The 23139-nt window shown below is 60.0% G+C and carries 17 protein-coding genes and 6 pseudogenes; 19 read left to right on the top strand and 4 right to left on the bottom strand.

The genetic code is table 11. From position 1 onward, the window contains the following. The first annotated feature begins 251 nt into the window (after positions 1-251). From ABN482_RS13450 to ABN482_RS13390, 13 genes are all read left to right on the top strand, one after another. Positions 252-698 carry a GNAT family N-acetyltransferase gene (locus tag ABN482_RS13450; RefSeq protein WP_349504465.1) on the top strand — a complete coding sequence of 149 codons (447 nt, stop codon included), beginning with the start codon at positions 252-254 and terminating at the stop codon, positions 696-698. 307 nt (positions 699-1005) lie between these two features. Then, entirely contained in the window at positions 1006-3066 is a 2061-nt protein-coding gene (locus ABN482_RS13445; RefSeq protein WP_349504483.1) for a hydantoinase/oxoprolinase family protein, read from the top strand. Positions 3067-3068: 2 nt separating this feature from the next. Beyond that, positions 3069-5063: a hydantoinase B/oxoprolinase family protein gene (locus tag ABN482_RS13440; RefSeq protein ID WP_349504464.1), complete on the top strand. Its 1995-nt coding sequence runs from the start codon at positions 3069-3071 to the stop codon at positions 5061-5063. Between the two features lie 22 nt (positions 5064-5085). Beyond that, positions 5086-6570 carry an aldehyde dehydrogenase family protein gene (locus ABN482_RS13435; protein WP_502877301.1) on the top strand — a complete coding sequence of 495 codons (1485 nt, stop codon included), beginning with the start codon at positions 5086-5088 and terminating at the stop codon, positions 6568-6570. A gap of 33 nt (positions 6571-6603) precedes the next feature. Then, positions 6604-7272: a haloacid dehalogenase type II gene (locus tag ABN482_RS13430; RefSeq protein WP_109063082.1), complete on the top strand. Its 669-nt coding sequence runs from the start codon at positions 6604-6606 to the stop codon at positions 7270-7272. A gap of 15 nt (positions 7273-7287) precedes the next feature. Beyond that, entirely contained in the window at positions 7288-8568 is a 1281-nt protein-coding gene (locus ABN482_RS13425) for an NAD(P)/FAD-dependent oxidoreductase (RefSeq protein WP_349504462.1), read from the top strand. Positions 8569-8604: 36 nt separating this feature from the next. Next, positions 8605-10179 carry an ABC transporter substrate-binding protein gene (locus ABN482_RS13420; protein ID WP_349504461.1) on the top strand — a complete coding sequence of 525 codons (1575 nt, stop codon included), beginning with the start codon at positions 8605-8607 and terminating at the stop codon, positions 10177-10179. A gap of 19 nt (positions 10180-10198) precedes the next feature. Then, positions 10199-11158 (top strand): ABC transporter permease, encoded by a 960-nt coding sequence (locus ABN482_RS13415; RefSeq protein WP_143859389.1) that lies wholly within the window; start codon positions 10199-10201, stop codon positions 11156-11158. After that, entirely contained in the window at positions 11155-12021 is an 867-nt protein-coding gene (locus ABN482_RS13410) for an ABC transporter permease (protein WP_109063078.1), read from the top strand. Before ABN482_RS13415 ends, ABN482_RS13410 begins: the two co-directional genes overlap by 4 nt. Continuing rightward, positions 12018-13727 carry an ABC transporter ATP-binding protein gene (locus tag ABN482_RS13405; RefSeq protein WP_349504460.1) on the top strand — a complete coding sequence of 570 codons (1710 nt, stop codon included), beginning with the start codon at positions 12018-12020 and terminating at the stop codon, positions 13725-13727. The genes ABN482_RS13410 and ABN482_RS13405 overlap by 4 nt, the downstream gene beginning before the upstream one ends. A gap of 26 nt (positions 13728-13753) precedes the next feature. Continuing rightward, positions 13754-14605 carry a GNAT family N-acetyltransferase gene (locus ABN482_RS13400; RefSeq protein WP_349504459.1) on the top strand — a complete coding sequence of 284 codons (852 nt, stop codon included), beginning with the start codon at positions 13754-13756 and terminating at the stop codon, positions 14603-14605. A gap of 49 nt (positions 14606-14654) precedes the next feature. Then, the gene (locus ABN482_RS13395) at positions 14655-15983 is read left to right on the top strand and encodes an NAD(P)/FAD-dependent oxidoreductase (RefSeq protein WP_349504458.1); all 1329 of its coding nucleotides are present in this window, start codon (positions 14655-14657) and stop codon (positions 15981-15983) included. A gap of 47 nt (positions 15984-16030) precedes the next feature. Then, positions 16031-16882, top strand: a complete 852-nt coding sequence (locus ABN482_RS13390) for an Rpn family recombination-promoting nuclease/putative transposase (RefSeq protein ID WP_349504457.1) — start codon at positions 16031-16033, stop codon at positions 16880-16882. 36 nt (positions 16883-16918) lie between these two features. On the opposite strand, the gene ABN482_RS13385 is transcribed toward ABN482_RS13390, so the two are convergent. Then, positions 16919-17530, bottom strand: a complete 612-nt coding sequence (locus tag ABN482_RS13385; protein ID WP_349504456.1) for a plasmid pRiA4b ORF-3 family protein — start codon at positions 17528-17530, stop codon at positions 16919-16921. A gap of 234 nt (positions 17531-17764) precedes the next feature. Continuing rightward, positions 17765-18564, bottom strand: a pseudogene (locus ABN482_RS13380) (IS5 family transposase). 44 nt (positions 18565-18608) lie between these two features. On the opposite strand from ABN482_RS13380, the pseudogene ABN482_RS13375 reads away from it, so the two are divergent. From ABN482_RS13375 to ABN482_RS13360, 5 genes and pseudogenes are all read left to right on the top strand, one after another. Continuing rightward, positions 18609-18866 (top strand): annotated as a pseudogene (locus ABN482_RS13375) (integrase core domain-containing protein); the annotation flags it as partial. Positions 18867-19170: 304 nt separating this feature from the next. Further along, complete coding sequence (locus tag ABN482_RS13370) at positions 19171-20532, top strand: hypothetical protein (protein ID WP_349504455.1); 1362 nt, start codon at positions 19171-19173, stop codon at positions 20530-20532. A 135-nt stretch (positions 20533-20667) separates the two neighbouring features. After that, positions 20668-20880: a transposase gene (locus tag ABN482_RS16500; RefSeq protein WP_502877300.1), complete on the top strand. Its 213-nt coding sequence runs from the start codon at positions 20668-20670 to the stop codon at positions 20878-20880. Positions 20881-21075: 195 nt separating this feature from the next. Then, positions 21076-21225 (top strand): IS66 family insertion sequence element accessory protein TnpB, encoded by a 150-nt coding sequence (gene tnpB, locus ABN482_RS13365; protein WP_349504454.1) that lies wholly within the window; start codon positions 21076-21078, stop codon positions 21223-21225. A 20-nt stretch (positions 21226-21245) separates the two neighbouring features. Beyond that, positions 21246-21479 (top strand): annotated as a pseudogene (locus tag ABN482_RS13360) (IS66 family transposase); the annotation flags it as partial. Positions 21480-21556: 77 nt separating this feature from the next. Here the strand turns inward: ABN482_RS13360 and ABN482_RS13355 are convergent. Next, a pseudogene (locus ABN482_RS13355) lies at positions 21557-21685 on the bottom strand (ATP-binding protein); the annotation flags it as partial. Positions 21686-21785: 100 nt separating this feature from the next. On the opposite strand from ABN482_RS13355, the pseudogene ABN482_RS13350 reads away from it, so the two are divergent. Further along, positions 21786-22998: pseudogene (locus ABN482_RS13350) on the top strand (IS3 family transposase). A gap of 31 nt (positions 22999-23029) precedes the next feature. Here the strand turns inward: ABN482_RS13350 and ABN482_RS13345 are convergent. Beyond that, positions 23030-23139: pseudogene (locus ABN482_RS13345) on the bottom strand (ATP-binding protein); the annotation flags it as partial.

Genomic DNA, 23139 nt, shown 5'->3' with positions numbered 1-23139 from the left:
ATCGGTGGTCTGGCAGATTTGTCCTTATTGGCACGGAAAACAGGTAGACCATGCGGTTGTTCGCTGCTTTTCGGCAGGCTCTGCTGCTGCCGTCACAGGTTCTTGAAATTTCAACTAGATTGTGTTTTTTGGTTGCTTTTTGCGCTGAAAATCAGGGTATTTACTTATTATTTTGATCTTTGGATGGCACTATATTGAATATCAGGCGGGACGATTTCAGTGCAAGGAGAACGGCAGTGGCAGGACATGGCATGGACAAGATACCGGCTGTTTTCGCGGTCACGCGGGAGGATGGCTATTGCATCAGCGATGCGCGGCAGGCGCTCGATATCGAGTTCATCCACCGCTATCTGGCCGATGAAGCGTACTGGTCGGCAGGGTTGCCCAGGCAGACGCTGGAGCGCGCCCTGTCCGGGTCTCTGCCGTTTGGTATTTATGACGGCGATGGCGTGCAGGTAGGATTTGCGCGGGTCGTGACCGATGGGGCCATATTTGCCTACCTTCGGGATGTCTTTGTCGTGGAGGCACATCGTGGACGTGGGCTGGCGACCTGGCTGGCTCGGGTCATGCAGACGCATCCGGCGCTGGCAGATGTCCGGTCGTGGTTGCTGGCGACCCGGGATGCGCATGAGGTCTATCGACGGGCCGGATTCGAGAGCGTGCCGCATCCGGAGTGGTACATGAGGATCAGGAAATAAGCATGACTGGCCGCTGAGTATGCCCTCTGTCGGTTTATTTAAAACACTATATTGAAATTATGGCGGTGCGATATTTTCACCTCCATAGGATTTTTGCACTTAAAAAACGCATATGCACATTTAAAGTGCCATTTATTCACCATATTTGTGCTTTTTGTAGTGCTTCGGGGTTTTCCCGAATTTTTAAAAAACTGCTAGAAATGTGATTATATTTTTAATATATTAAACATCATCGGTCGGATGAATGAACCCGAAGCAATATTCGAAACCGGGTGGCTTCATCGGCACGCAGGAAAGGGCATTTGAAATGGGCTACAGGATCGGGGTCGATATCGGCGGGTCATTTACCGACTTTGCCGTATTGGATGAGGCAAGTTCGGAAGTCTTCACACTGAAGGTGCTGTCGCGGCCGGATGCACCGGGCAGCGAGATCACCAAGGGGCTCGAGACGTTTGCCGAGCGCGATGGCATCCGGGCGGAAGATGTCTGCTATTTCACGCATGGCACGACCGTCGGCATCAATGCCGTCATCCAGCGCAAGGGTGTCCGGCTGGGGCTGCTGACCACGCGTCATTTCGAGGATGTGCTGGAACTGGGCCGGTTGAAGATCCATCCGATCCACAACCTGTATGGCCGCCGCCCCGACCCCCTGATCAGCCGGGATCGCGTGTTCCCGATTGACGAGCGTATCGACAGTGAGGGCCAGGTGCTGTTGCCTGCCCAACTGGAGAGTATGGAACAGGCTCTGGCTGCCTCGCAGGCGAAAGGCTGCGAAGGGCTGGTCATCTCGTTCCTGAATGCCTATCGCAACGGTGCCAACGAACAGGCCGTGAAAGCGTGGGTGCAGCAACAGGCTCCCGGCATGGCGGTGTTCTGCGCCAGCGAGATCTGGCCCATCATCCGTGAATACGAGCGCACCACGACCGCAGTCATCAATGGCTACGTCCAGCCCAAGGTCAGTCATTATCTGACCTCTTTCGAGCAGGCCCTGGCCGCCCAGGGTGTGACGGTGCCACCCCGGATCACCAAGTCCAATGGCGGTGTCATGAGCGCGGCCCAGGCCAAGGCCGAGAGCGTGCAGATGATACTTTCGGGCACGGCCTCGGGTGTCATCGGGGCCGGCTTCGTGGCGCGCAGTTGCGGCTACGGACGAATCCTGAGCCTGGATATCGGCGGCACCAGTGCCGATGTGGCCGTGATCCACGATGGCCAGGCCCAGTATGGTGTCGGCGAGGTCGTGGGTGAGTTTCAGATCCATATTCCGTCCGTGTCGGTGACGTCGGTGGGTCAGGGGGGCGGATCGATTGCCTGGGTGGATGCGCATGGCGTCCTCAAGGTCGGGCCGGACAGTGCGGGTTCCTTGCCAGGGCCCGCCTGCTACAACCGGGGTGGTACGCGGGCAACGGTCACCGACGCCTTCGTGGTCTGCGGGGTGATCGGGCACAGCCAGCTTGGCTACAGCGCCGTGCAGGTGGATCGCGCGCGTTCGCTGGCCGTCGTGGGGGAACTGGCCGCCTTGCTGAAGCAGGATGTACACGAGACAGCCGAAAACATCATCCGCATCGCTACGTCCGAGATGTACGCCGATGTCAGCGCCCTGCTGTCGCGCTTCGGCATCGATCCGCGCGAATACCATTTCCTGGCTTTCGGGGGGGCCGGGCCCATGATGGCCAGCTACCTGGCACGCGAACTCAACCTGCAGGGCGTGGTGGTGCCCCTGGTGCCGGGTGTGCTGAGCGCGCTGGGTGGATTGGTCGCCGATGTCCGCAACGATTTCATCGATACCCTCTACCAGGATGTGTCGCCCGCCATCGCTGCACCGCTGCAGGCGGCGCTGGATGGATTGCGCACGCGTGCCGAGCAGTGGCTGCGGGTGGAGCAGGCCTTTACCGGCGAGAGCACCCTGCAGTGTTCGGCGGATATGCGCTATCGCGGCCAGTCGTACGAGATCGAGACGCCGCTGGAGCCGGCCTGGATCGAGCGTGGCGACGTGGCGCAGATCGCGCAGGCTTTCCATCGTGAACACGCGCGCCTGTTCGGTCATCACGACGCGCAGGCCGTGCCGCAACTGATCAGTCTGCGGCTGGTGATTTCCGGCGCCACGGCCAAGCCTGTGATCAAGCCGATCGGCAAGGCGCTGCAGCCGTTGCAGCCGCGCCAGCAGATCAAGGCCTTCATGGATGGGCAGTGGCGCACGGTGCCGGTGTATGTCCGCGAAGACCTGCGCGAGGGGCATGCGTTTACCGGCCCTGCCATCGTCATGCAGAACGATACGACCACCACGGTGCTGCCAGGCATGGCGGTGTCGGTGGACAGCTTCGGCAACCTGCTGATTGCCTGCGCGCCTGCTGCGGCCTTCGGAGAATGAACATGGCCTTCGACAAGAGAAACATACAGATCCTGGCGAATTACTGCTGCGCAGCCGCCGATGCCATGGCCTATACCCTGATGCGTACGGCGCATTCGGCCTTCGTCAAGGAAACCGAGGACTTTTCCTGCACCATCCTGACCGAGGACGGACTGGCCTTTGCCTCGCCCCGCAGCTTCGGCGCACCCTGGTACAGCGGCATTGATTACGCGCCGGTGGTGGACATGATCGACAGCTACGAACCGGGCGACATCTGCATCACCAACGATTCCTACAGCGGCAATGTGGCCACGCACTCGCCGGACCTGCATATCTGGAAGCCGGTTTTCCATGACGGCAGGATCGTCTGCTTCGTGGTCGGGCATATCCACAATACGGATGTCGGCGGTGCCGTGCCTGCCTCGCTGTCGCGTGCCCTGACCGAGATCGTCCAGGAGGGGGTGCGGATTCCCCCGCTGAAGATCGTCAGGGCCGGTGTGCTGAACCAGGATGTGATCGATATCCTGCTGCTCAATGTCCGGGCACCTGCGCAGAACTGGGGGGATTTCAACGCCCAGATTGCCTCCGTCAATATCGGCGAGCGCAAGATCCACGAGATCATCGACCGCTTCGGCGTCGAGGCCTTCCGGGAAGGCGCACGCGCTATCCTGGACTATGCGCACCAGCAGGCACGCAGCGTCATCCGCGAGATTCCGGACGGTGAGTATTTCTTTGCGGATTATGCCGACGAGGATGGCGACAGCGACCATCCCTGCCGGGTGGCGCTGACGCTGCGCATACAGGGTGATGAACTGGTGCTGGACTACACCGGCAGCGATCCCCAACTGGCGTCATCGCTGAACATGCCCACGGGCGGGCGTGAGCGTCACCCGCTGGCGATGGTGGGCCTGACCTATGTGCTCTATACGCTGCATCCGGGCTTGCTGCTCAATGCCGGCACCCTGCGCGTGGCGCGTGCCATCCTGCCCCGGGGCAGCGTGGTCAATTGCGAGGCACCGGCTGCCGTGGGCATGCGTTCGCTGACCTGCATGCTGACCCAGATCGTGACCTTCGGGGCGTTCTCGCAGGCGTTGCCGGAGAAGATTCCGGCCAGCGCGCCGGGTGGCAACGCCATCATGAACATCAAGACCCATGACAGGCACAACCTGCCCATCATGGCTTCCATCGGCCCGGTGGGTGGTGGGGGCGGCGGCACGCCCTTCAACGATGGTCCGGATGGCATGGGCGGCTCTTCGGCCTTCCTGAAAAACACGCCCATCGAAATCAACGAGGCCGAAGTGCCGATTCATTTCCTGCGCTACGGTATCGAACCGGATACGGGCGGTGCCGGCAAGTACCGGGGTGGCATGGCGACGGTCATGGCATTTCGGGTGTCGGCACCGGGTACGGTGGTGACGGCCCGCAATCGCAACCGCTCCCGTTTTCACAGCTGGGGCGTGCTGGGGGGGCGACATGGGGCATTGTCGCGATTCCAGAAGAATCCCGATACGTCGCGCCATGTCGAACTGGGTAATACCGACGTGGTGGCCTGCGAGCCGGGTGATGTGATCCGGGTGATCGGGCCGGGCGCGGGCGGCTACGGCAATCCGCTGGAACGCGATCCCCAGCGTGTGCTCAGGGATGTGCAGTGCGGATTCGTTTCCTCGGCCCAGGCGCGCTTGCAGTATGGCGTGGTGATCGATGTGCAGGGCGAACTCGACCTGGCTGCGACCGATGCGCTGCGTGCCTCGATGGCAGTGGACGTGCCCGACGGGCATTTCGATTTCGGTGCGGCGCGGACCGCCTATGAACAGGTCTGGACCCGGGCACGCTACGCCCGCCTGACCGATTTTCTGGCTGGCGTGCCCATCCTGTGGCGGCACTACCTCAAGCACCGGATTTTCGATGCCGTGGCAGCCGGCGAGCATGCCGGTGGCGACATGGATATGCAGATGGATGCCGTGCTGGCCGATATCCGGCAGCGTTTTCCGGCCTTGACGCCGGTCGCACAAGACTAGGGACGACAAGAGACTCATGGACATGAACACAATCAGCGATTTCGATCCCGGCGATGTGAGGCTGCCAGGCGGCCATTTCATCGGGGGCAGCCCTGTGGCGGGCGGGCAATGGGATATCGAGGTCAACCGGCCATCCGACGGGCTGCTGCTGGGGGCGGTGCCCGACGGCGATGCCGACCTGGTAGACCGGGCCGTGCAAAATGCCCATCAGGCGCTGCAGGACAGCGGCTGGGATCGCCGGCCGCCACGCGAACGCGCCCGCATCCTGCGCCGCTGGGCTGACCTCATCGACGAGCACAGCCTGACGCTGGGGCGGCTGGAAGCCGTGAGCTCGACCCGACCCATCCATGATTGCATCCTGCACGAAGTTCCGTTTACCGCCGAGGCAATCCGTTTTTTTGCCGAGTGCGCAGACAAGTACAGTGGCGATCTGCTGCCCACGCGCGGCGGCAGTCTGGGTTTGCTGGCACCGGAACCCTATGGCGTAGTGGGGGCGATCACGCCGTGGAATTTTCCGCTGTCGATGGCTTCCTGGAAATGCGGCCCGGCACTGGCGGCCGGCAATGCCGTGGTACTCAAGCCGTCGGAGCTGACGCCTTTCTCGACCCTGTATCTGGCGGAACTGGCCATCCAGGCCGGGCTGCCGGCGGGTGTCCTGAATATCGTCAATGGCTATGGTGCCAGCACGGGGTCTGCACTGGTGCGACACCCCCTGGTGCGCAAGGTGTCGTTCACGGGGTCTACGGCGACCGGGGCGGTGGTGATGTCGGAGGCGGCGCATCATGGCATGAAGCCAGCCACGCTGGAACTGGGCGGCAAGAGCCCGCAACTGGTGTTCGAGGATGCCGGTGATATCCGCGAAGTGGCCAGCCGTATCGCCAAGGGCTTTACCTCCAATGCCGGGCAGGCCTGCGTGGCCGGGACACGCCTTATCGTGCAGCGACGCATTGCGGCTGCGCTGGTCGAGGCGGTGGCCGAGGCGGTGGCCGAACTGCGCCCCGGACTGACCTGGCAGGCTGCCACCCGCTATGCCCCGCTGATCAACGGACGGCAGGCCGACAAGGTGCACGAGGCGGTGCAGGCCAGTATTGCTGCTGGTGCCCGTGTCCTGACCGGGGGCGATTTTTTCGAAGGCACTGGCGGTGGTTTTTTCTATCGGCCCACCATTCTGACGGAGGTCGATGCCAATACACCGGCCGTGCGCGATGAAATCTTCGGCCCGGTGCTGACCGTGCAGGTCTTCGACGATGAGGACGAAGGGATCGCGCTGGCCGGACATCCGGTGTATGGGCTGGCAGCCGGCGTGCATACGCAGGACCTGGGCCGGGCACTGCGCGCGACCCGTGCGCTGGCGGCCGGCACGGTCTGGGTGAACCGGTATGGCCGCACGCATGACTTCATCGTGCCTACGGGTGGCTTCAATGGCTCGGGTGTGGGCAAGGATCTGGGACGGCAGGCCTTCGAGGCGAACCTGCGTCACAAGAGCGTATTGATCGACTTCGATTGAGTTTTCATTTCAGGCAAGCGCAAGGAATCCATCATGGCCATTTTCAAACCCAAGTACGTCACTTTCGATTGCTACGGCACGCTGATTTTTTTCGACATGGCCGGCATTGCCGCCGAGATCTATGCCGACCGCGTCAGCCCCGAAATGATGCCGACCTTCACCCAACACTTTGCGGCGTTTCGCCTGGATGAAGTGCTGGGTGACTGGAAGCCTTACAAGGATGTGGTCGAGAGCGCCATCCGCCGCACCTGCAAGCGCAATGGCATCGAATACCGGGAAGGCGAAGGCGAGCGTATCTACCGGACGGTGCCGACCTGGGGACCGCATGCCGACGTGCCGGCAGGGCTGGCCAAGGTCGCCAAAGAGGTGCCGCTGGTGATCCTGTCGAATGCGATGGACGAGCAGATCCACAGCAATGTCGACAAGCTCGGTGCGCCCTTTCATGCCGTGTTCACGGCGCAGCAGGCGCAGGCCTACAAGCCGCGCATGCGCCCGTTCGAATACATGCTGGATCAATTGGGATGCGGCCCGGAAGACATCCTGCACGTGTCTTCCAGCCTGCGCTACGACCTGATGACGGCCCATGACCTGGGAATCCGCAACAAGGTCTTCGTGGCGCGCGGGCACGAGCCCTCCACACCGTACTACGGATATCAGGAAATCCGCGATATCGGCGGATTGGCCGGTGTGCTGGGACTCTGACCGGTAGCCATCATCATGAAGCTCGAACCGTACTGGCTGAGTACCGCACCCGCCTTCGATGCCGCAGCCGCGTCGGACCTGCCTGCCCAGGCAGAATGCGTGATCGTGGGGGCCGGATTTACCGGGCTGTCTGCGGCCCTGTCGCTGGCGCGTGCCGGTGTGCAGGTGGTGGTGCTCGATGCCGGGACCGTGATCGGCCAGGCTTCCGGGCGCAACGGCGGGCACTGCAATACCGGCGTTGCCCACGATTTTGCCGGGCTGGTCAGGAGCGCCGGGCTGGAACGGGCCTGCACCCTGCAGCGCTTCTATACGGAAGCGGTCGATCATGTCGAGCAACTGGTGCGCGAAGAAAACATTGCCTGCGATTTCGTGCGTCGCGGCAAGCTCAAGCTGGCTTCCAAGGCACGTCATATGCAAGGACTGGAGGCCACCTATGCGGCACTTCGCCGTCATGTGTCGCCCGATGTTCAGCTGTTTGACCGGGCCGGGCTGCGCGATGAAATCGATTCCGAGGCCTTCCACGGCGGATTGTTGATGCCGGGGGGCGCGCAGATGCACATGGGGCGTTTCGGCATGGGGCTGGCCCAGGCGGCGGTTCGCCAGGGAACTTGCGTGCATGAGCAGACGCCGGTGACCGGGCTGGAGCGCCTGGAAGGCACACGTTACCGGGTGCGCACGTCCAGGGGCACGATCGAGGCTGGGCGCGTGCTGCTGGCGACGGGCTGCTCCAATGTCGGCCCTTTTGCCTGGCTGCAACGGCGCATCGTGCCGGTGGGCAGCTTCATCGTCGTGACCGAGCCGCTGGCCCCTGCCGTGATCGACAGCTTACTGCCGCAGCGGCGCACGTACGTGACGACGCTGAACATCGGCAACTACTTCCGCACCACGGAAGATGGGCGTCTGGTCTTTGGCGGGCGTGCCCGATTTGCACTCAGCAATCCGCTGTCCGACCGCAAGAGCGGCCACATTCTGGAGGCCGGTCTGCAGCGGGTGTTTCCCCAGCTTGCCGGGACGCGGATCGAATACTGCTGGGGCGGCCTGGTCGATATGACGGTGGACCGATTCCCGCGTGCCGGACAGCACGAGGGACTGTATTTCTCGACCGGCTACAGCGGGCATGGCACCCAGATGTCGGTGCGCATGGGGCAGGTCATGGCCGAGCAGATGCTGGGCCGGCCGGCCTTGCATCCCTGGCAAGGCGCGGATCAATGGCCCGCGGTGCCGGGCTATAGCGGCACGCCCTGGTTCCTGCCGATGGCGGGACTGTATTACCGGATGAAGGACCTGTTTTTCTGAAGTCGAAGTCGTCAACGCAACACAAAAGGAAGCATCATGGGGAATGACACTGATAAGCACGGCAAATCTGGCTGGTCCCGTCGCGACATTCTGCGATTGTCCATGGCGACGGGGCTGTCCATGTCGGCAGCTGGGCTGCTGCTCTATGGCGGACCGGCCCTGGCCGAAGCCCCCAGGCGTGGCGGCAGGTTGCGCGTGGCGGCATCCAACTCGTCGGTCGCCGATACGCTGGACCCGGCCAAGGGCACCAACTCCGGCGACTACATGCGCCAGTTCATGTTCTACAGCGGGCTGACCGAACTCGATGACCAGATGCATGCCCAGCCGGCGCTGGCGGAGTCGTTCGAGTCGCCGGATGGCCGTGTCTGGCACCTCAAGCTGCGCCAGGGTGTGGTGTTCCACGATGGCAAGCCTTTCACGGCCGACGACGTGGTCTATTCTCTGTTGCGGCACAAGGATCCTGCCACGGCGTCCAAGGCCAAGTCACTGGCCGATCAGTTCGAGACGGTGGTGGCGGAAGGCCCGCACGATGTCCGCATCGAACTGGTGTCGCCCAACGTCGATCTGCCGGCCCTGCTCGGCACCTCGCATTTCCTGATCATTGCCGATGGCACGACCGATTTTGCGCTGGCCAACGGCACGGGCCCCTATCGCAGCAAGTCGTTCACGCCGGGCGGCAGCGTGGTGGGTGTGCGCAACGAGAATTTCTGGAAAAACGGCAAGCCGTACCTGGACGAAATCGAACTGATCGGCCTGACCGACCAGGCTGCGCGCGTCAATGGACTGCTGGCCGGCGATCTGCATATGGTGACGACGGTCGGCCCGCGCGACATCGAGCGCCTGCGCGCCGGTGGGCGTCACGAGGTGCTGGAAACCCGTTCCGGCCTGTATACCAACCTGATCCTGCGCCAGGATGCCGATGTGGTGCGCGATCCGGATTTCGTCATGGCCATGAAATACCTGCAGAACCGCGAGCGGGTGCGCGATGCCATCCTGCGCGGCTACGGCACGCTGGCCAACGACCATCCGGTGCCCGACTGGCATCCCTACTACATGAAAGACCTGCCCCAGCGGGCCTACGATCCCGACCGTGCGCGCTTTCACGTCGAGCGCGGCAAGCTGCAGGGCAAGGGCGGGGACCTGGTCTGCACGCCCAATGTCGAAGGGTCGGTCGACGGTGCCCAGTTGCTGCAGCAGAGTGCACGCACGGTCGGGCTGCAATTGAATGTGCGGCGGGTGCCCTATGACGGCTACTGGAGCAATCACTGGATGAAGCACCCGATGTCCTACGGGTCGATCAATCCACGGCCGACGCTGGATGCGCTCTTCTCGCAGTTCTACAAATCGGATTCGCCCTGGAACGAATCGGGCTGGCAGAACACCCAGTTCGACGAGTTGCTGGTTCAGGCCCGGGCCGAGCTGGACGAGGGCAAGCGCAAGCAGATGTATGGCGACATGCAGGTCCTGATCAGTGAGCAGTGCAGTGTGCTGATCCCGGTTTTCATCAGCTTTCTTGATGCCTACGACAAGCGCGTCAAGGGCCTGACGCCGAACCCGGCCGGCATGCTGATGGGATACCGCTTTGCCGAGGATGTCTGGCTTGATGCCTGAAGCCGGAAAGGAGCCGTGAATGTTCAATTGGACCATTGCCAGCCTGATTGTCAGGCGTCTGGGGGCCGGGCTGTTGACCCTGTTCCTGGTGGCCGCGCTGATCTTCGGCATCACCAGCCTGCTGCCGGGCGACGCGGCGCAACTGGCCCTGGGGCAGCAGGCCACGCCTGAGACCGTGGCCGCGCTGCGCCAGCAATTGGGGCTGGACCAGCCGGTCTGGCTGCGTTTCTGGCAATGGCTGGCGGGCATCCTGCAGGGCGATCTGGGTACATCGTATGCCAGCGGTTTTCCGGTGGCCGAACTGATTGCCTCGCGGATTCCCAACTCGCTGATGCTGGCGGGGGTGACGGTGCTGGTGTCCGTGCCGATCGCGCTGGTGCTGGGCATCGTCTCGGCAATGAGCAATGGTTCGCGGCTCGACCGGGTGCTGGGCATCCTGACCATGTCGGTGGTGGCGGTGCCGGAATTCCTGGTGGCGACGCTGGCCGTGCTGGTGTTCGCCGTTAAGCTGCAGTGGCTGCCGGCACTGTCGTTCGGCGGCAACGTCGACAGCCTGGGCGCGTTTTTGCGCAGCTATGCCATGCCGGTGCTGACCCTGTGCTGCGTGGTGGTGGCGCAGATGGCGCGCATGACGCGGGCGGCCATCATCAACCAGCTCGATGCGCCCTATGTGGAAATGGCGCTGCTCAAGGGTGGGCGGCCGTTGCGGGTGGTGCTGTCGCACGCCCTGCCCAATGCGGTCGGCCCGATTGCCAATGTGATGGCGCTGAGCACGTCCTACCTGCTGGGCGGCGTCATCATCATCGAGACCATTTTCAATTATCCGGGATTGGCGCTGCAACTGGTGGATGCGGTGAGCAACCGGGATTTGCCGATGGTGCAGGCCGGGGTGCTGTTCTTCAGTGCGTGCTACCTGTTTCTGCTGCTGCTGGCGGACATCTGCACCATTGTCTTCAACCCGAGGCTGCGCAAATCATGATCAAGAAAATACTGAACCTGCCGTCGGGGCTGTGGCGATTCTGTGTGTCGCTGCCTTTGGCCGGCAAAATCGGGCTGGTGATTTCGCTGTTCTGGCTGTCGATGATGGTGCTGGGTCCCTATCTTGCGCCGTACGGCATGGAGGATCTGGCCGACAACGATATTTTCGGCTCCCTGAGCAGCCAGTTCTGGCTGGGCACCGATTACCTGGGCCGGGATATGCTGAGCCGGATCCTGTATGGAGCCCAACTGACCATCGGGCTGGCCTTGACGGCAGCCATATGCGCCAGCGTGGGTGGCACGCTGCTGGCGCTGCTGGCGGTGGTAGCTGGCGGCACGGTCGATGAGATCATCAGCCGGATCAACGACGTGTTGCTGGTGACGCCGAGCAAGATTTTCGCGTTGCTGATCGTGGCGGTGTTTGGTTCCTCCCTGCCCTTGCTGATCATCACGGCAGCGATCACCTACATGCCGGGTTCCTACCGGATTGCGCGCTCGATGGCAGTGAGCCTCAATGCCATGGAATACGTCATCGTGGCGCGGCTGCGCGGCGAGGGCAATTTCTACATTGCCTTCCGGGAACTGCTGCCCAACATGATCCATCCCATGTTGGCGGATTTCGGCTTGCGCTTTGTCTATATCGTGCTGACCCTGAGCGGCCTGAGTTTCCTGGGCCTGGGTGTACAGCCTCCCTATGCCGACTGGGGTGCGTTGGTGCGCGAGAACATGTCGGGGCTGTTCGAGGGCGCGCCGGCGGTGATCGTGCCTGCCGTGGCCATCGCTACGCTGACGATCGGCGTCAATCTGTTGATCGACAGCCTGTCGCTGCGCAAGCGCGTGGCCGCAAAAGGAGTACAGGCATGAGCGCATCACATGAACCCCTGGTCGTGGTCGAAGGCCTGCAGGTCGTGGCCCGTCGCGATGGCGGCCCCGAAACCACCATCGTCAACAACGTGGGTTTTTCGGTCGGGCGCGGCGAGGTGCTGGCCCTGATCGGTGAATCCGGCTCCGGCAAGACAACGATTGCACTGTCCCTGCTCGGCTATGCCCGCCGTGGCTGCCGCATCGCGGGGGGATGCGTGCGGGTCGATGGCACAGATGTGCTGGCGCTGGATGACCGGGCGCTGCGAACCCTGCGTGGGCGCAAGGTCGCCTATGTGGCGCAGAGCGCGGCTGCATCTTTCAACCCGTCGCGCACTATCATGAACCAGGTGATCGAAGGCGCGCAGATTCACGGTCTGATGACGCCGCAGCAGGCGCGGATCAAGGCCGTCGAATTGTTCCGGGCACTGGCGCTGCCTGCCCCGGAGACGATTGGCGAGCGTTATCCGCACCAGGTATCGGGCGGGCAGTTGCAGCGTCTGATGGCGGCCATGGCACTGATCAACGATCCGGATGTGGTGGTGTTCGACGAACCGACCACCGCCCTGGATGTGACCACGCAGATCGACGTGCTGCGTGCCTTCAAGGAAGCCATCCGCGAGCGCCATACCAGTGCCGTGTATGTGTCGCACGACTTGGCCGTGGTGGCCCAGATGGCGGATCGGGTGGTGGTGCTCAACGGCGGGGAAATCCAGGAATATGGCGAGATCGGCCAGATCCTGACCGATCCGCAGCATCCGTATACTCGCAGCTTGCTGGCTGCCGCCCGCCCCGAAACCGTGGTCGAGACCGTCGAGCAGGCACCGGCTGCCCCGCCTTCGGAAAGCGCAGGCATCCGCCCGCTGCTGGAGGTGTCGGGCCTGTCGGCAGGATACGGCAAGCCGGATCGCCAGGGGGTACCGCCCATCAAGGTCCTGACGGATATCGATCTGCGCGTGGCGCGTGGCACGACCCTGGGCATCATTGGTGAGTCCGGCTCCGGCAAGTCGTCGCTGGCCTGGACGATCGCGGGACTGGTAGCACCCTACCAGGGACAGATACGCTTCGATGGCCGGCCACTGGCCCCGCGCTTCATGCAGCGCGACCAGGATGAGCGCCGCCGCATTCAACTGGTTTTCCAGAATGCGGATACCGTGCTCAACCCCAAGCGCACGATCGAGGAAATCCTGATGCGCCCGCTGCAGGTCTTCAATTGCTGCCCGCCTGACAAGGTACGCCAGCGGGTCATCCAGTTGCTGGACATGGTGCGCCTGCCGGCGGCCATTGCGCAGCGCCTGCCCTCGGAACTGTCGGGCGGGCAGAAGCAGCGCATCAATCTGGCCCGGGCATTGGCTGCCGAACCCGACCTGATTCTGTGCGACGAAGTGACCTCGGCGCTGGATACGGTGGTGGGGGCGGCCATTCTGGAGTTGCTGGCGGAATTGCGCCGGGAACTGGGCCTTGCCTACATCTTCATCAGCCACGACATCTCGGTGGTGCGCGCCATCTGTGACGAGGTGATGGTGCTGTACCGGGGCAAGCAGGTCGATCATTGCGCGCGCGGTGAGCTGACCGTACCACCCCGGCATCCCTACACCGACCTGCTGGTCAACTCGGTGCCGGAACTGCGCCAGGGATGGCTGGAAGAAGCCACGGCGCGCATCAGTGCCGACAGGTCACGCCAGCAACTGCTGGCGGAACGACAATAATGGCCGAGACATTGGAGAATCCAGACATGCTGCAACAACAGGAATCTGCATGGCGGTTCCAGCCCCTGCGTGAGCAGGATCTGCCCAGGGCGCATGCCCTTTCGGTCGCCGCTCGCTGGCCGCATCGCCTCGAAGACTGGGCCTTCTGCCTGGCATTGGGTGAAGGGCTGGCGGTCTGGGAACAGAATGCGCTGGTGGGTGTGGCCATGCGCTGGCGCTATGCGCATGGCATGACGATCGGCCTGATTATCGTGGCTGATACCCATCGCGGGCGCGGCATGGCCAGCCAGATGGTGGAGAAGCTGCTGGCCGATTGCGCCAGCGAGCCGGTCTTGCTGCATGCCACCCCGGCAGGCGCAGGCGTGTATGCCCGACAGGGCTTTGTGCCGGCAGGCCAGGTGCTGCAGATGCAGGGCGAGCCTGCGCCGGTCACGCCTGTGGTCGTGGCCGGACAGATTGCCGAGCTGGCAGACGCATCGGCCTTGCGCGAGGCGATTGCGCTGGATGATGGTGCAACCGGCATGGGGCGGGCAGCGTTGCTGCAGGCCCTGGCCAGCGCCGGGCGCATGGTGGGCCTGTACCGCGATGGGCACTTGCAGGCCTATGCGGTGGTGCGTCTGTTTGGCCGTGGGCAGGTAATCGGCCCGGTGATCGCACCCGATGGCGACAGCGCGCTGGCCCTGATCGATACCCTGCTGGCCGAGGCCGGTTCCGGACTGGTGCGCATCGATATCCCCGAGTCCTCGGGCCTGCAGACGGCACTGCTGGCGCGTGGGTTGCAGCAGGTCGATACCGTGGCTGTCATGGCAAAAGGCGCATGGCCGATTCCCGCAGGGGGCGCGTCGAGATTTGCATTGGCGTCGCAGGCACTGGCCTGACGAGGCAGGCCCTGGCGGGCCTTCAAAACTTTCCAAGGAAACCAAGAGCATGTTGCAGAATATCGAAGCGGTGCCGGACAGCGGCGAGTTTCCGCAGGCCGTCGATGTCGTGGTTATCGGTGCGGGTATTGTGGGAACGGCGGCGGCCTATGAACTGGCCCGCAAGGGTGTGCGGGTGGCCCTGTTCGAGAAAGGCCTGGTCGGTGCCGAACAGTCCAGCCGCAACTGGGGCTGGTGCCGCCAGCAGAACCGCGACCATCGCGAACTGCCGCTGGCAATGTACAGCCTGCGCCGTTGGGGCGAACTGGGTGCTGAGACGGGTGAAGAGCTGGGCTTTCGGCGTTCGGGCATTGTCTATGCGACTACCCGCCAGAGCGAGATCGATACCTGGCAGGCGTGGGGTGCCAAGGCGCGGGATTTTGGCTTCAACAGTGAAATCCTGACCCCTTCCCGCGCCCGTGAACTGACCCCGGGCAGCACCACCCAATGGCTGGGCGGTGTCTGGTCGCATGACGATGGCCATGCCGATCCTTTTCGAGCCAGCCCGGCACTGGCCCGCGCTGCGCAGAAACTGGGCGCACTGGTCCACCAGAATTGCGCTGTGCGCGGCCTGGATATCGAGGCGGGTCGCATCAGCGGTGTCTGGACCGAGCGCGGTCTGGTGCGTGCTTCGACCGTGGTGTGCGCGGGTGGCACTTGGGCCTCGCTGTTCTGCCGGCGACATGGCCTGACCCTGCCGCTGGCGCACGTCAACGGCACCGCCATGCTGACCTCGGATGCCGCGCCCGGCGTGATTCCCACGCCGCTGTACACCCCGACCTTCGCCCTGCGCCCGACCATCGATGGTGCCTATGCGCTGTCCGTCTCCGGTCGTGGCCGGCTGGAAATCACGCCGCAACTGTTCCGCCATGCGCGGCAGTTCTGGCCGGGTTTTCGCAATCGGCTGCCCAACCTCAAGATCAGGATCGGCAAGTCATTTTTCCGGGGGCCGGAGGCCAACGCGCATTGGCAGATGGATGGCGAGTCGCCATTCGAGCGGCAACGCATTCTGGACCCTGCGCCCGATCATGCGATGGTCGATGAAGCCCTGCGGGCCATCAAGAAAGAGTACCCGGCCATGGCCGCGCTGCAGGTGGTGCGTGCCTGGGGCGGGCTGATCGACAGCACGCCGGACCTGATCCCGGTGATCTCGCCGGCCGGGCCGCAAGGGCTGCTGGTCGCGGCCGGATTCAGCGCGCATGGCTTCGGGATCGGGCCGGGGGCGGGTCGGCTGGTGGCGGATCTGGTGTGCGGGGATACGCCGATCGTGGATCCGGCACCGTTCAGGCATGCGCGGCTGGTGGATGGGACGGAACTGGGGAAGCCGGGGATGATTTGAGGGGGCTATTGGCTGATGTACGGAGTGACAATTTTGTCCAATTTTCAATGATCCAGCCATCCGGTAGATTGCCGCGTCACGTCAATGGCAAGCGCATTGTCATGGATATTCTGGTGCGCGATGCCACCGAGGCCCTGTTCATCATCGAAATGCAGGTCCGTCGCGAGGAACCCTGGCCTGAGCGCAATGTGTATTACCTCGCCCGTGGTCTGTCGGAGCAATTGCAGGCGGGCCAGAACTACGACGGTCTGCGACCTGTCATTGGCATCAGCCTGCTGGCGCATGATCTATTCCCGGAACACCCACAACAAGCGCTCTGGCGGTTGGCCCTGCGTGACGAGCAGACTCCCGCCGTCTGCTTCAAGGAAGCCTTGCAACTGCATATAATGGAACTGCCCAAGGCTGAACGGCTCGGCGGTCTGCCGCCCGAACTACACGCCTGGATCGCCTGCCTGCTGCACAACCTGGACGAGGCCGCCATGAAGCAGATCACCCATCCCCCTGTGCAAGAAACATTACAACACCTGCAAACCCTGTCCGCTGACGAAAAACTGCGCTGGGCCGCGTTGCAGCGTGATATTGCCATGCTTGATGAGCGCACGGCTCTCAATCGTGCTACTCGCAAAGGGGTCGAGCAAGGGTTGGCGCAGGGGCTGCAAAAGGGGCGGGAAGAGGGCCTGCAGAAAGGTATTCAACAAGGCATACAGCAGGGGCAAGAGCAAGGTCGTCAGGCAGCACTGCAGACCATGCTCAATCAACTCTTGCTGCGCAAATTCAGCCACATTCCAGCCCCGATACAGGCGCGTATCGCCACTGCCGACCTGCTCACCTTGCAGCAATGGACGATGCAGGTACTCGATGCCGAACGGATTGAGGATATGTTCGAGTCGCCTCTCTGAGCTGTCTGTAAAGCGTCCGCCCAATATAGTCTTGAATTAGATCTGTATTTGACGCAATCGCTGATTGACCTCACCGAGGTCGAAAGCGGCGGGATCGAAGCGCTTGCCGTGCCAGAGCAGCATGTCATCGTATTCAGGGTGAGTCCTGTCGGAGAGTACTCGCACGAAGTGCTCGTAGCCCGGCAGACCGCCGACATCTTCGGGCGGGCAGGCATTTGCGCCGTCCAGACATATGGGTGAAGTCAGTGGATCGTTAAAGAACGCCACTTCCATGATGCGCAGGTCGTGCTCCCAGTCGTCACCGAAGTCGTAGAGGTAGGCAAGATCTTGGGTATCACCCAGGGCTTTGTCCAGACGCACCCGCTTTTCGCTTTGAAGGTTGGAATCAGGATAGTCGGGATCCGGTTCCCCATAGCGCATACCGTTGATCTGGAACTCATGCAGGTGTCCCCCCTGCCAGCCCATCGCTCGCAGAATCGTCACGTGCAGCTTGGGCAGCGTGATGCGACTAGGCACGACGATGGTGCGATGGATGATAGGTGTGATGTATCGCAGTTCGATGCGCAGCACCAGCGCTGTGTCTTGCAGGGGAACGACCTTTGCACGGCTTACGTCGCCTGTTCTTTGCAGGGTAAATCCAGATGTCATGGAATAAATCCTGGATGCAGTTGATCGGGTAATCGGCGATACGGGTCAGCATCAGGATCGTAGCGTGGCAATTGCAGTCTTGAGCATCGGTGGACTCACCGTGCCGACCCTATCGTGATCCCCATTGCTCATAATCCCAGATATTTTAGCTATGGATGTTCTCGGTCGATGATGGCGATGCAATATATATTTTACGAGCCAAACAGGGATCTTTGCAGTGGTTCATTAAGCGTGTTATGAACTTAATCTTTGCAGCATGTTGTTCAGCATGAGTATGGCGAACACGACGAAGTGCGGGTCGGTAAGGGTTTCTGGCAGCCGCTCATAATCTCGGGCCAGTCGCTGGAAGCGGTTCAGCCGCCGAAACTGCGCTCAACCACCCAGCGGCGGGGCAGCAGGACGAATCCTTTCTTTGCCTCGGGTAGCTTCACGATATGAAGATCAATGCCTTGTGTCTGCGTGGCCTGTGCCGGATATTGTCCCGTGTAGCCTTGATCGGCAAGCGCGACGCTGACTGCCTCGCCGGTCACTGCCTGAACTGCTGGGCCTGTTCGCCCACCTGGGCACGTTCTTGCTCATTGGCTGGCGTCACGTGCACTACCAACAAATGTCCCTGCGTGTCGACGGCTATGTGAACCTTGCTTCCCTTCTTGCGTTTGTAGCCGTCATAACCTGCGCGCGGGCCGCTCTCACAGATCGATTGCAGCGTGCGGCCATCAGAAATAACCACGCTGGGCTACCCTTGGCGCTGCTGTGTCACACGCGATACAGATGCGCAAGCATACACCATCGCCTCGAAGCAACCGGCCTGCAACCAGTGCTGCGTCTGTTGATAGACTGCCTCCCGGGACGGAAAATCATTTGGTAGCCGCGCCACGGTGCTCCTGCTCGGGCCATCAACGCAAGACATTGAACATCGCCCTAAGCTCGTACCCGTGCTGCGGGGTTTTTTCGTCCATCAGCGTTAAATACGGCGCGGTGAACGCCCATTCTTCATCACTAGCATCAGTCGGATACGGTCGGCGGCTCGGTATTACACTACGATAACTGCTTTCCCGAAAAGTTCATAACACGCTCTAGTTCAGCAATCACCGAATGGGCGCACCGGTGGGATATCAAATTTGAGTATATCCAACCAGGCAATTTACAACAGAATGCCTATATTGAGCGGTTCAACCGGACGGTGCGCTACGATTGGCTGTCTCAATATCACTGGGAAAATCTGGATCAGGTCCTGCGTACAGCGGCAGAATGGATGTGGTCTTACAATCATGAACGCCCAAACATGGCACTGGGAGGATATACCCCTAAACAGCGGCTGGCCATGGCCGTATAGCGTTCCTACTTCTGGCAATCGCTAAATAGGGGGGACTACTCACTGATACTTGACCACGACAAGTCTCACGGTAGTAAGTTGTCTTGACCGCCAAGTGCTCGTTGATCGTGCCAAGGCATGAAGTGGCTGCTATCCTTCTTCTGTTTTTAAGTAGTTGAAGATGTGTCTTAAGACTGACATCTATCCAGTAGAAGAAAGAAGCTTTGTCGATAGGTGTTTGTCTAAAATCTATTAATTTTTTAGATTGATTTGAATTTAACTATGGAACCGATTTCTAATCACATCGACCGGGGTATAAGTAGTCATGGAATTTAAAAAAATCGAGATATTTGGATCTTCAATTGAAATTCCGTCCGCAAAGATTAATGCAAATTTAATTCGCAAGGATTTCAATGTATTGGCAATAAATGAATCCGACCTGATATTGTCAAACTTCTATGGAAGATTCTCAAATCTCGATGATCTCTATGAGCAGTCTGATGGTCTGGCACATGAGGTTTTAAGTAAAGCCATTGATCAGGCTATGAAAATACTAGCCAGCCATGAGATTTACGAAGTCACAGAAGAGCAGCTTTACTCTCGCTTTGCTGGGGCCTATGTAACTTGGGATGAAGATTTTGAACCTATTGCAGCCCAATATGAAACAATAGCTGAGAATACTGCTGAATTAGATGCTCACAGAACAGCACGTCGCCAAAATAGAGCTAAATGGGTTGGGTTTAATCAACAGGCTGTTTATCAAGCAGATGCTAAGAATTTGATCTCCAACGTCGGTCATGGGGTTTTTAACCTTATGGCGAAAGGTGTAACGGCCATCGGGAATAGCATTAAAAAAGATGAGATTTTCAAAAATAGAGAAACGGTCTCCATAGTTAGTGATGGAGTAAAAAATATTATTAATGCCGTTTTTTTAGGGACGGTGGATGCTATCAATTCCTTCAATCCGGGAGTCATATACTCTTACTCCAGTGATGAAATATCAAAAGCTGCAGCACTTGTTGAGAGCATAGAAAAAGGGCGTATTCCAGAAGAAAAAATTCTTCTCAATTTTCTGAAAGCTATCGAATACTATCCGTACAGCCAAAAAATATACACATTGATTTTTCAGAATTTCGGTGGGGATAACGGGAAATTAAATGCTATCATCTCCTACTTTGGGATGAGAAATCTTGATAGCGAAAGAAAGATGCTCTTTGATAAAAGAATCAAAGAAGCAAACATCTACACCATCGCTGATTTTCAGCATAACATAGAAATTTTGCGTGGCTACGCGAGTAGAATTGAATATCCTGAAGCTGAATTCGAGTTGGAGAAAATGCTGGAAGAGCTGAAGGAAAAAGACTTTACTAGCGAAGTAGCGAAATATTCACTGAAAACACTCGTTGAGTGCGATCATAATCTTCCTATATTGGAAAAATATTCTAAAAGCATAAATTACGATAAATTTTCTAGTTGGGCATCCAGCGTGCGTGGATCGCTTGAAGTAAAACAGAAGCAAGAAGAGATTAAGCAACAGCAGCAACAGCAAAAAGAAGAAGAGTTCGCTAAAAAATCCAAATTTATGCAATTCATGACGAGCGATGATCCGTCAACGAAGAAAAAGAGAGGGTTTATAACCCTAATCTTATTGTTCCTTATTTATCTTTTGTATAAATGGAATCCATAAGCATTGAGACCAGAAAAGAAAAATCTGTCATTTGACTGGCTTTTTGTTTCTTAAAATTAATCGTCCGGTGAGGTCACCTTGCGCCGTTGCTTAGGGCATAAGAGGATACTGCTCCATTAAAAAAGGTGGAGCAGTATGCACTCTGCGGGACAGATTTTGGCAGGTCCGAGACGTCGTCGGCGATATACGGCGGAATACAAAAGAGACTTGGTAATACAGTGCCTGCAGCCGCATGTGTCGATTGCCTCGATAGCGTTAGCCAGCGGATTGAATGCCAATCTGCTGCGCCGTTGGTCGAGGAATACAAAGAGAGCGGAGCGAGTGTTCCGGTTCAGTCATTGTCGATGATAAGTTCGCAGACAACCAGACAGGCAGCCTTTATTGAACTGTGCCGTCACTGCCTGTGGATGAGGGCCGTCAGCCTGTTATCGCAGAATCAACGCGGATCACAGTAGAGTTACCATCAAGCCAAGGCCCGGTGCGCCTGCACTGGGCGGCAAAACACGCCGACCGCCTGGCGGTATGCCTGAAGGTCTTGCTGCCATGATCCGTATCGACCATATCTGGCTGGGCGTGGAGCCAGTGGACATGCGCAGCGGCATGTATCGTCTGCTGATGCAGGTGGTTGCAGTGTTTGGCCAAGCACACCTCCGCCACGCTTACCTGTTCGCCAACCGCCGCGCTCACGCATGAATGCTGAAATGCTGGCGCAGCCTGTACTGCATGCTGACGAAGCGCTGGTGCAAGTACTACAACCCGGCAGCAAGAAAACGTACCGTGGCTATCTTTGGGCCTATGCGCCAGGGGTGTTCCAGGATCTTAAGGCTGTGGTGTATGACTTTACGGAAGGCGGATCCGGTAGCCATGCCAGAGCCTTCTTGGCGGACTGGCAAGGCAGCCTGATCTGCGATGACTACGCAGGCTACAAAGCGAGCTTCGGGCAAGGCGTGACGGAAATGTGTCAACGTCGGTTGAAAATTGACCCACCCCGGCGTCTAAAAAACTAATTTCTGATCTTGATATTTCATGCTTTGCGCTTGTCCTTGAGCCGGTAGCTTTCGCCGGCGATCTGCACGATATGAGCGTGGTGCAGCAGGCGGTCGAGCAAGGCGGCGGTCAGCGTCTGGTCCTCTGCGAAGCAGGAGGACCATTGGCGAAGGTGGATTAGCCCCCTGAATCACCGGACACAGTCCCCCCTTAAAATAGCAGGTAGGCATACGACTGTGTTTATGACCAACAGCAAACAGGAAGTGATGGAATTACTGACCCAGCCGGAGCGTCGGCGACGCTGGTCGGTGGAGCAGAAACTGGCGATGGTGCGCGAGAGCAACGAGCCTGGCCAGACGGTTTCGATGGTGGCGCGACGCCATGGCGTGAACCCGAACCAACTGTTTCACTGGCGCAAACTGTACCAGGACGGGGGCCTGTCGGCGGTAGGAGCCGGCGAGCAGGTGGTCGCGGCCTCTGAGCTGGCCGACGCACTCAAGTAGATCCGGGAACTGCAACGGATGCTGGGCAAGAAGACTATGGAGAACGAGATTTTGCGCGAAGCGGTGGAGTACGGCCGCTCAAAAAAATGGATTGCGCGCTCGCCCTCGTTGCCAGGGGAAGACCAGTGAAGCGGGTCAGTGAAGTCCTCGGCGTTGCGCGCTCGAACATGGCAGTCAAGCTGGCTCGGTCAGTGGATTGGCGTGATGGCCGCACGGCCCGCCTGGCGCAGGATGCGGAGTTGGTCGAAGCGATCCAGAAGCACATTGGACAATTGCCCAGCTATGGCTACCGACGAGTCTGGGCGCTGGTGCGTCGTGACCGGGAACGGCGACAGGAGTTGCCCATCAACGCCAAGCGAGTTTACCGGGTGATGCGCGACCACGATCTGTTGCTGGAGCGCCGCAGGCGTCCTCAAATGCCCGCACGGCACCACGACGGGCAGGTCGCCGTCCTGCGCAGCAACCAGCGTTGGTGCGCTCCGACGGGTTCGAATTCCGCTGCGACGATGGCAACCCCTTACGAGTGATCTTCGCTCTGGACTGCTGCGACCGCGAGGCCATGAGCTGGTCAGCGACCACGGCAGGATACAGTGGCGATGAAGTGCGCGATGTGATGCTGGCGGCGCTGGAGCAGCGGTTTGGTGACGCTGACCAGGTGGCACAGCAGATCGAGTGGCTGAACGATAATGGGTTGGGCTACATTGCGAAAAAGACGCGGGAGTTTGCCAGGCGCATCGGTCTGAAGCCACTGACCACACCCGTGCGTAGCCCCCAGAACAATGGCATGGCTGAGAGCTTCGTCAAGACGATCAAGCGTGACTACGTCGCCTTCATGCCAAAGCCCGATGTGCCTACCGCCTTGCAGAATCTGGCGATCGCCTTCGAGCATTACAACGAGCAGCATCCCCACAGTGCACTGAAATACAGATCCCCCAGGGAGTTCAGGCGTCACCAGGATTTATCAACCCAAGGGTGATCCCGTGTCCGGTTATACGGGGGCAAATCCAGAAGGGCAGATTACTGGTGACGATGATGCTGGTGTGCTCGTAGCGCTGGGCCACCACGTTGAAGAACAAGTTTGCCTCTTCACGCCCGAAGGGCAGATAGCCAATCTCAT

It is taken from the genome of Corticimicrobacter sp. (genome assembly GCF_040137905.1).
Lineage (GTDB): Bacteria > Pseudomonadota > Gammaproteobacteria > Burkholderiales > Burkholderiaceae_B > Corticimicrobacter.
Note: the sequence above shows the minus strand (reverse complement) of the source record. Positions and strands in the feature narration are given on the sequence as shown.

What these genes read in the sequence shown, in the direction of transcription:
- ABN482_RS13450 (WP_349504465.1), top strand. Translation starts at nt 252, where the DNA reads ATGGACAAGATACCGGCTGTTTTCGCGGTCACGCGGGAGGATGGCTAT.
- ABN482_RS13445 (WP_349504483.1), top strand. Translation starts at nt 1,006, where the DNA reads ATGGGCTACAGGATCGGGGTCGATATCGGCGGGTCATTTACCGACTTT.
- ABN482_RS13440 (WP_349504464.1), top strand. Translation starts at nt 3,069, where the DNA reads ATGGCCTTCGACAAGAGAAACATACAGATCCTGGCGAATTACTGCTGC.
- ABN482_RS13435 (WP_502877301.1), top strand. Translation starts at nt 5,086, where the DNA reads ATGAACACAATCAGCGATTTCGATCCCGGCGATGTGAGGCTGCCAGGC.
- ABN482_RS13430 (WP_109063082.1), top strand. Translation starts at nt 6,604, where the DNA reads ATGGCCATTTTCAAACCCAAGTACGTCACTTTCGATTGCTACGGCACG.
- ABN482_RS13425 (WP_349504462.1), top strand. Translation starts at nt 7,288, where the DNA reads ATGAAGCTCGAACCGTACTGGCTGAGTACCGCACCCGCCTTCGATGCC.
- ABN482_RS13420 (WP_349504461.1), top strand. Translation starts at nt 8,605, where the DNA reads ATGGGGAATGACACTGATAAGCACGGCAAATCTGGCTGGTCCCGTCGC.
- ABN482_RS13415 (WP_143859389.1), top strand. Translation starts at nt 10,199, where the DNA reads ATGTTCAATTGGACCATTGCCAGCCTGATTGTCAGGCGTCTGGGGGCC.
- ABN482_RS13410 (WP_109063078.1), top strand. Translation starts at nt 11,155, where the DNA reads ATGATCAAGAAAATACTGAACCTGCCGTCGGGGCTGTGGCGATTCTGT.
- ABN482_RS13405 (WP_349504460.1), top strand. Translation starts at nt 12,018, where the DNA reads ATGAGCGCATCACATGAACCCCTGGTCGTGGTCGAAGGCCTGCAGGTC.
- ABN482_RS13400 (WP_349504459.1), top strand. Translation starts at nt 13,754, where the DNA reads ATGCTGCAACAACAGGAATCTGCATGGCGGTTCCAGCCCCTGCGTGAG.
- ABN482_RS13395 (WP_349504458.1), top strand. Translation starts at nt 14,655, where the DNA reads ATGTTGCAGAATATCGAAGCGGTGCCGGACAGCGGCGAGTTTCCGCAG.
- ABN482_RS13390 (WP_349504457.1), top strand. Translation starts at nt 16,031, where the DNA reads ATGATCCAGCCATCCGGTAGATTGCCGCGTCACGTCAATGGCAAGCGC.
- ABN482_RS13385 (WP_349504456.1), bottom strand. Translation starts at nt 17,530, where the DNA reads ATGACATCTGGATTTACCCTGCAAAGAACAGGCGACGTAAGCCGTGCA.
- ABN482_RS13370 (WP_349504455.1), top strand. Translation starts at nt 19,171, where the DNA reads ATGGAATTTAAAAAAATCGAGATATTTGGATCTTCAATTGAAATTCCG.
- ABN482_RS16500 (WP_502877300.1), top strand. Translation starts at nt 20,668, where the DNA reads ATGCACTCTGCGGGACAGATTTTGGCAGGTCCGAGACGTCGTCGGCGA.
- tnpB (WP_349504454.1), top strand. Translation starts at nt 21,076, where the DNA reads ATGATCCGTATCGACCATATCTGGCTGGGCGTGGAGCCAGTGGACATG.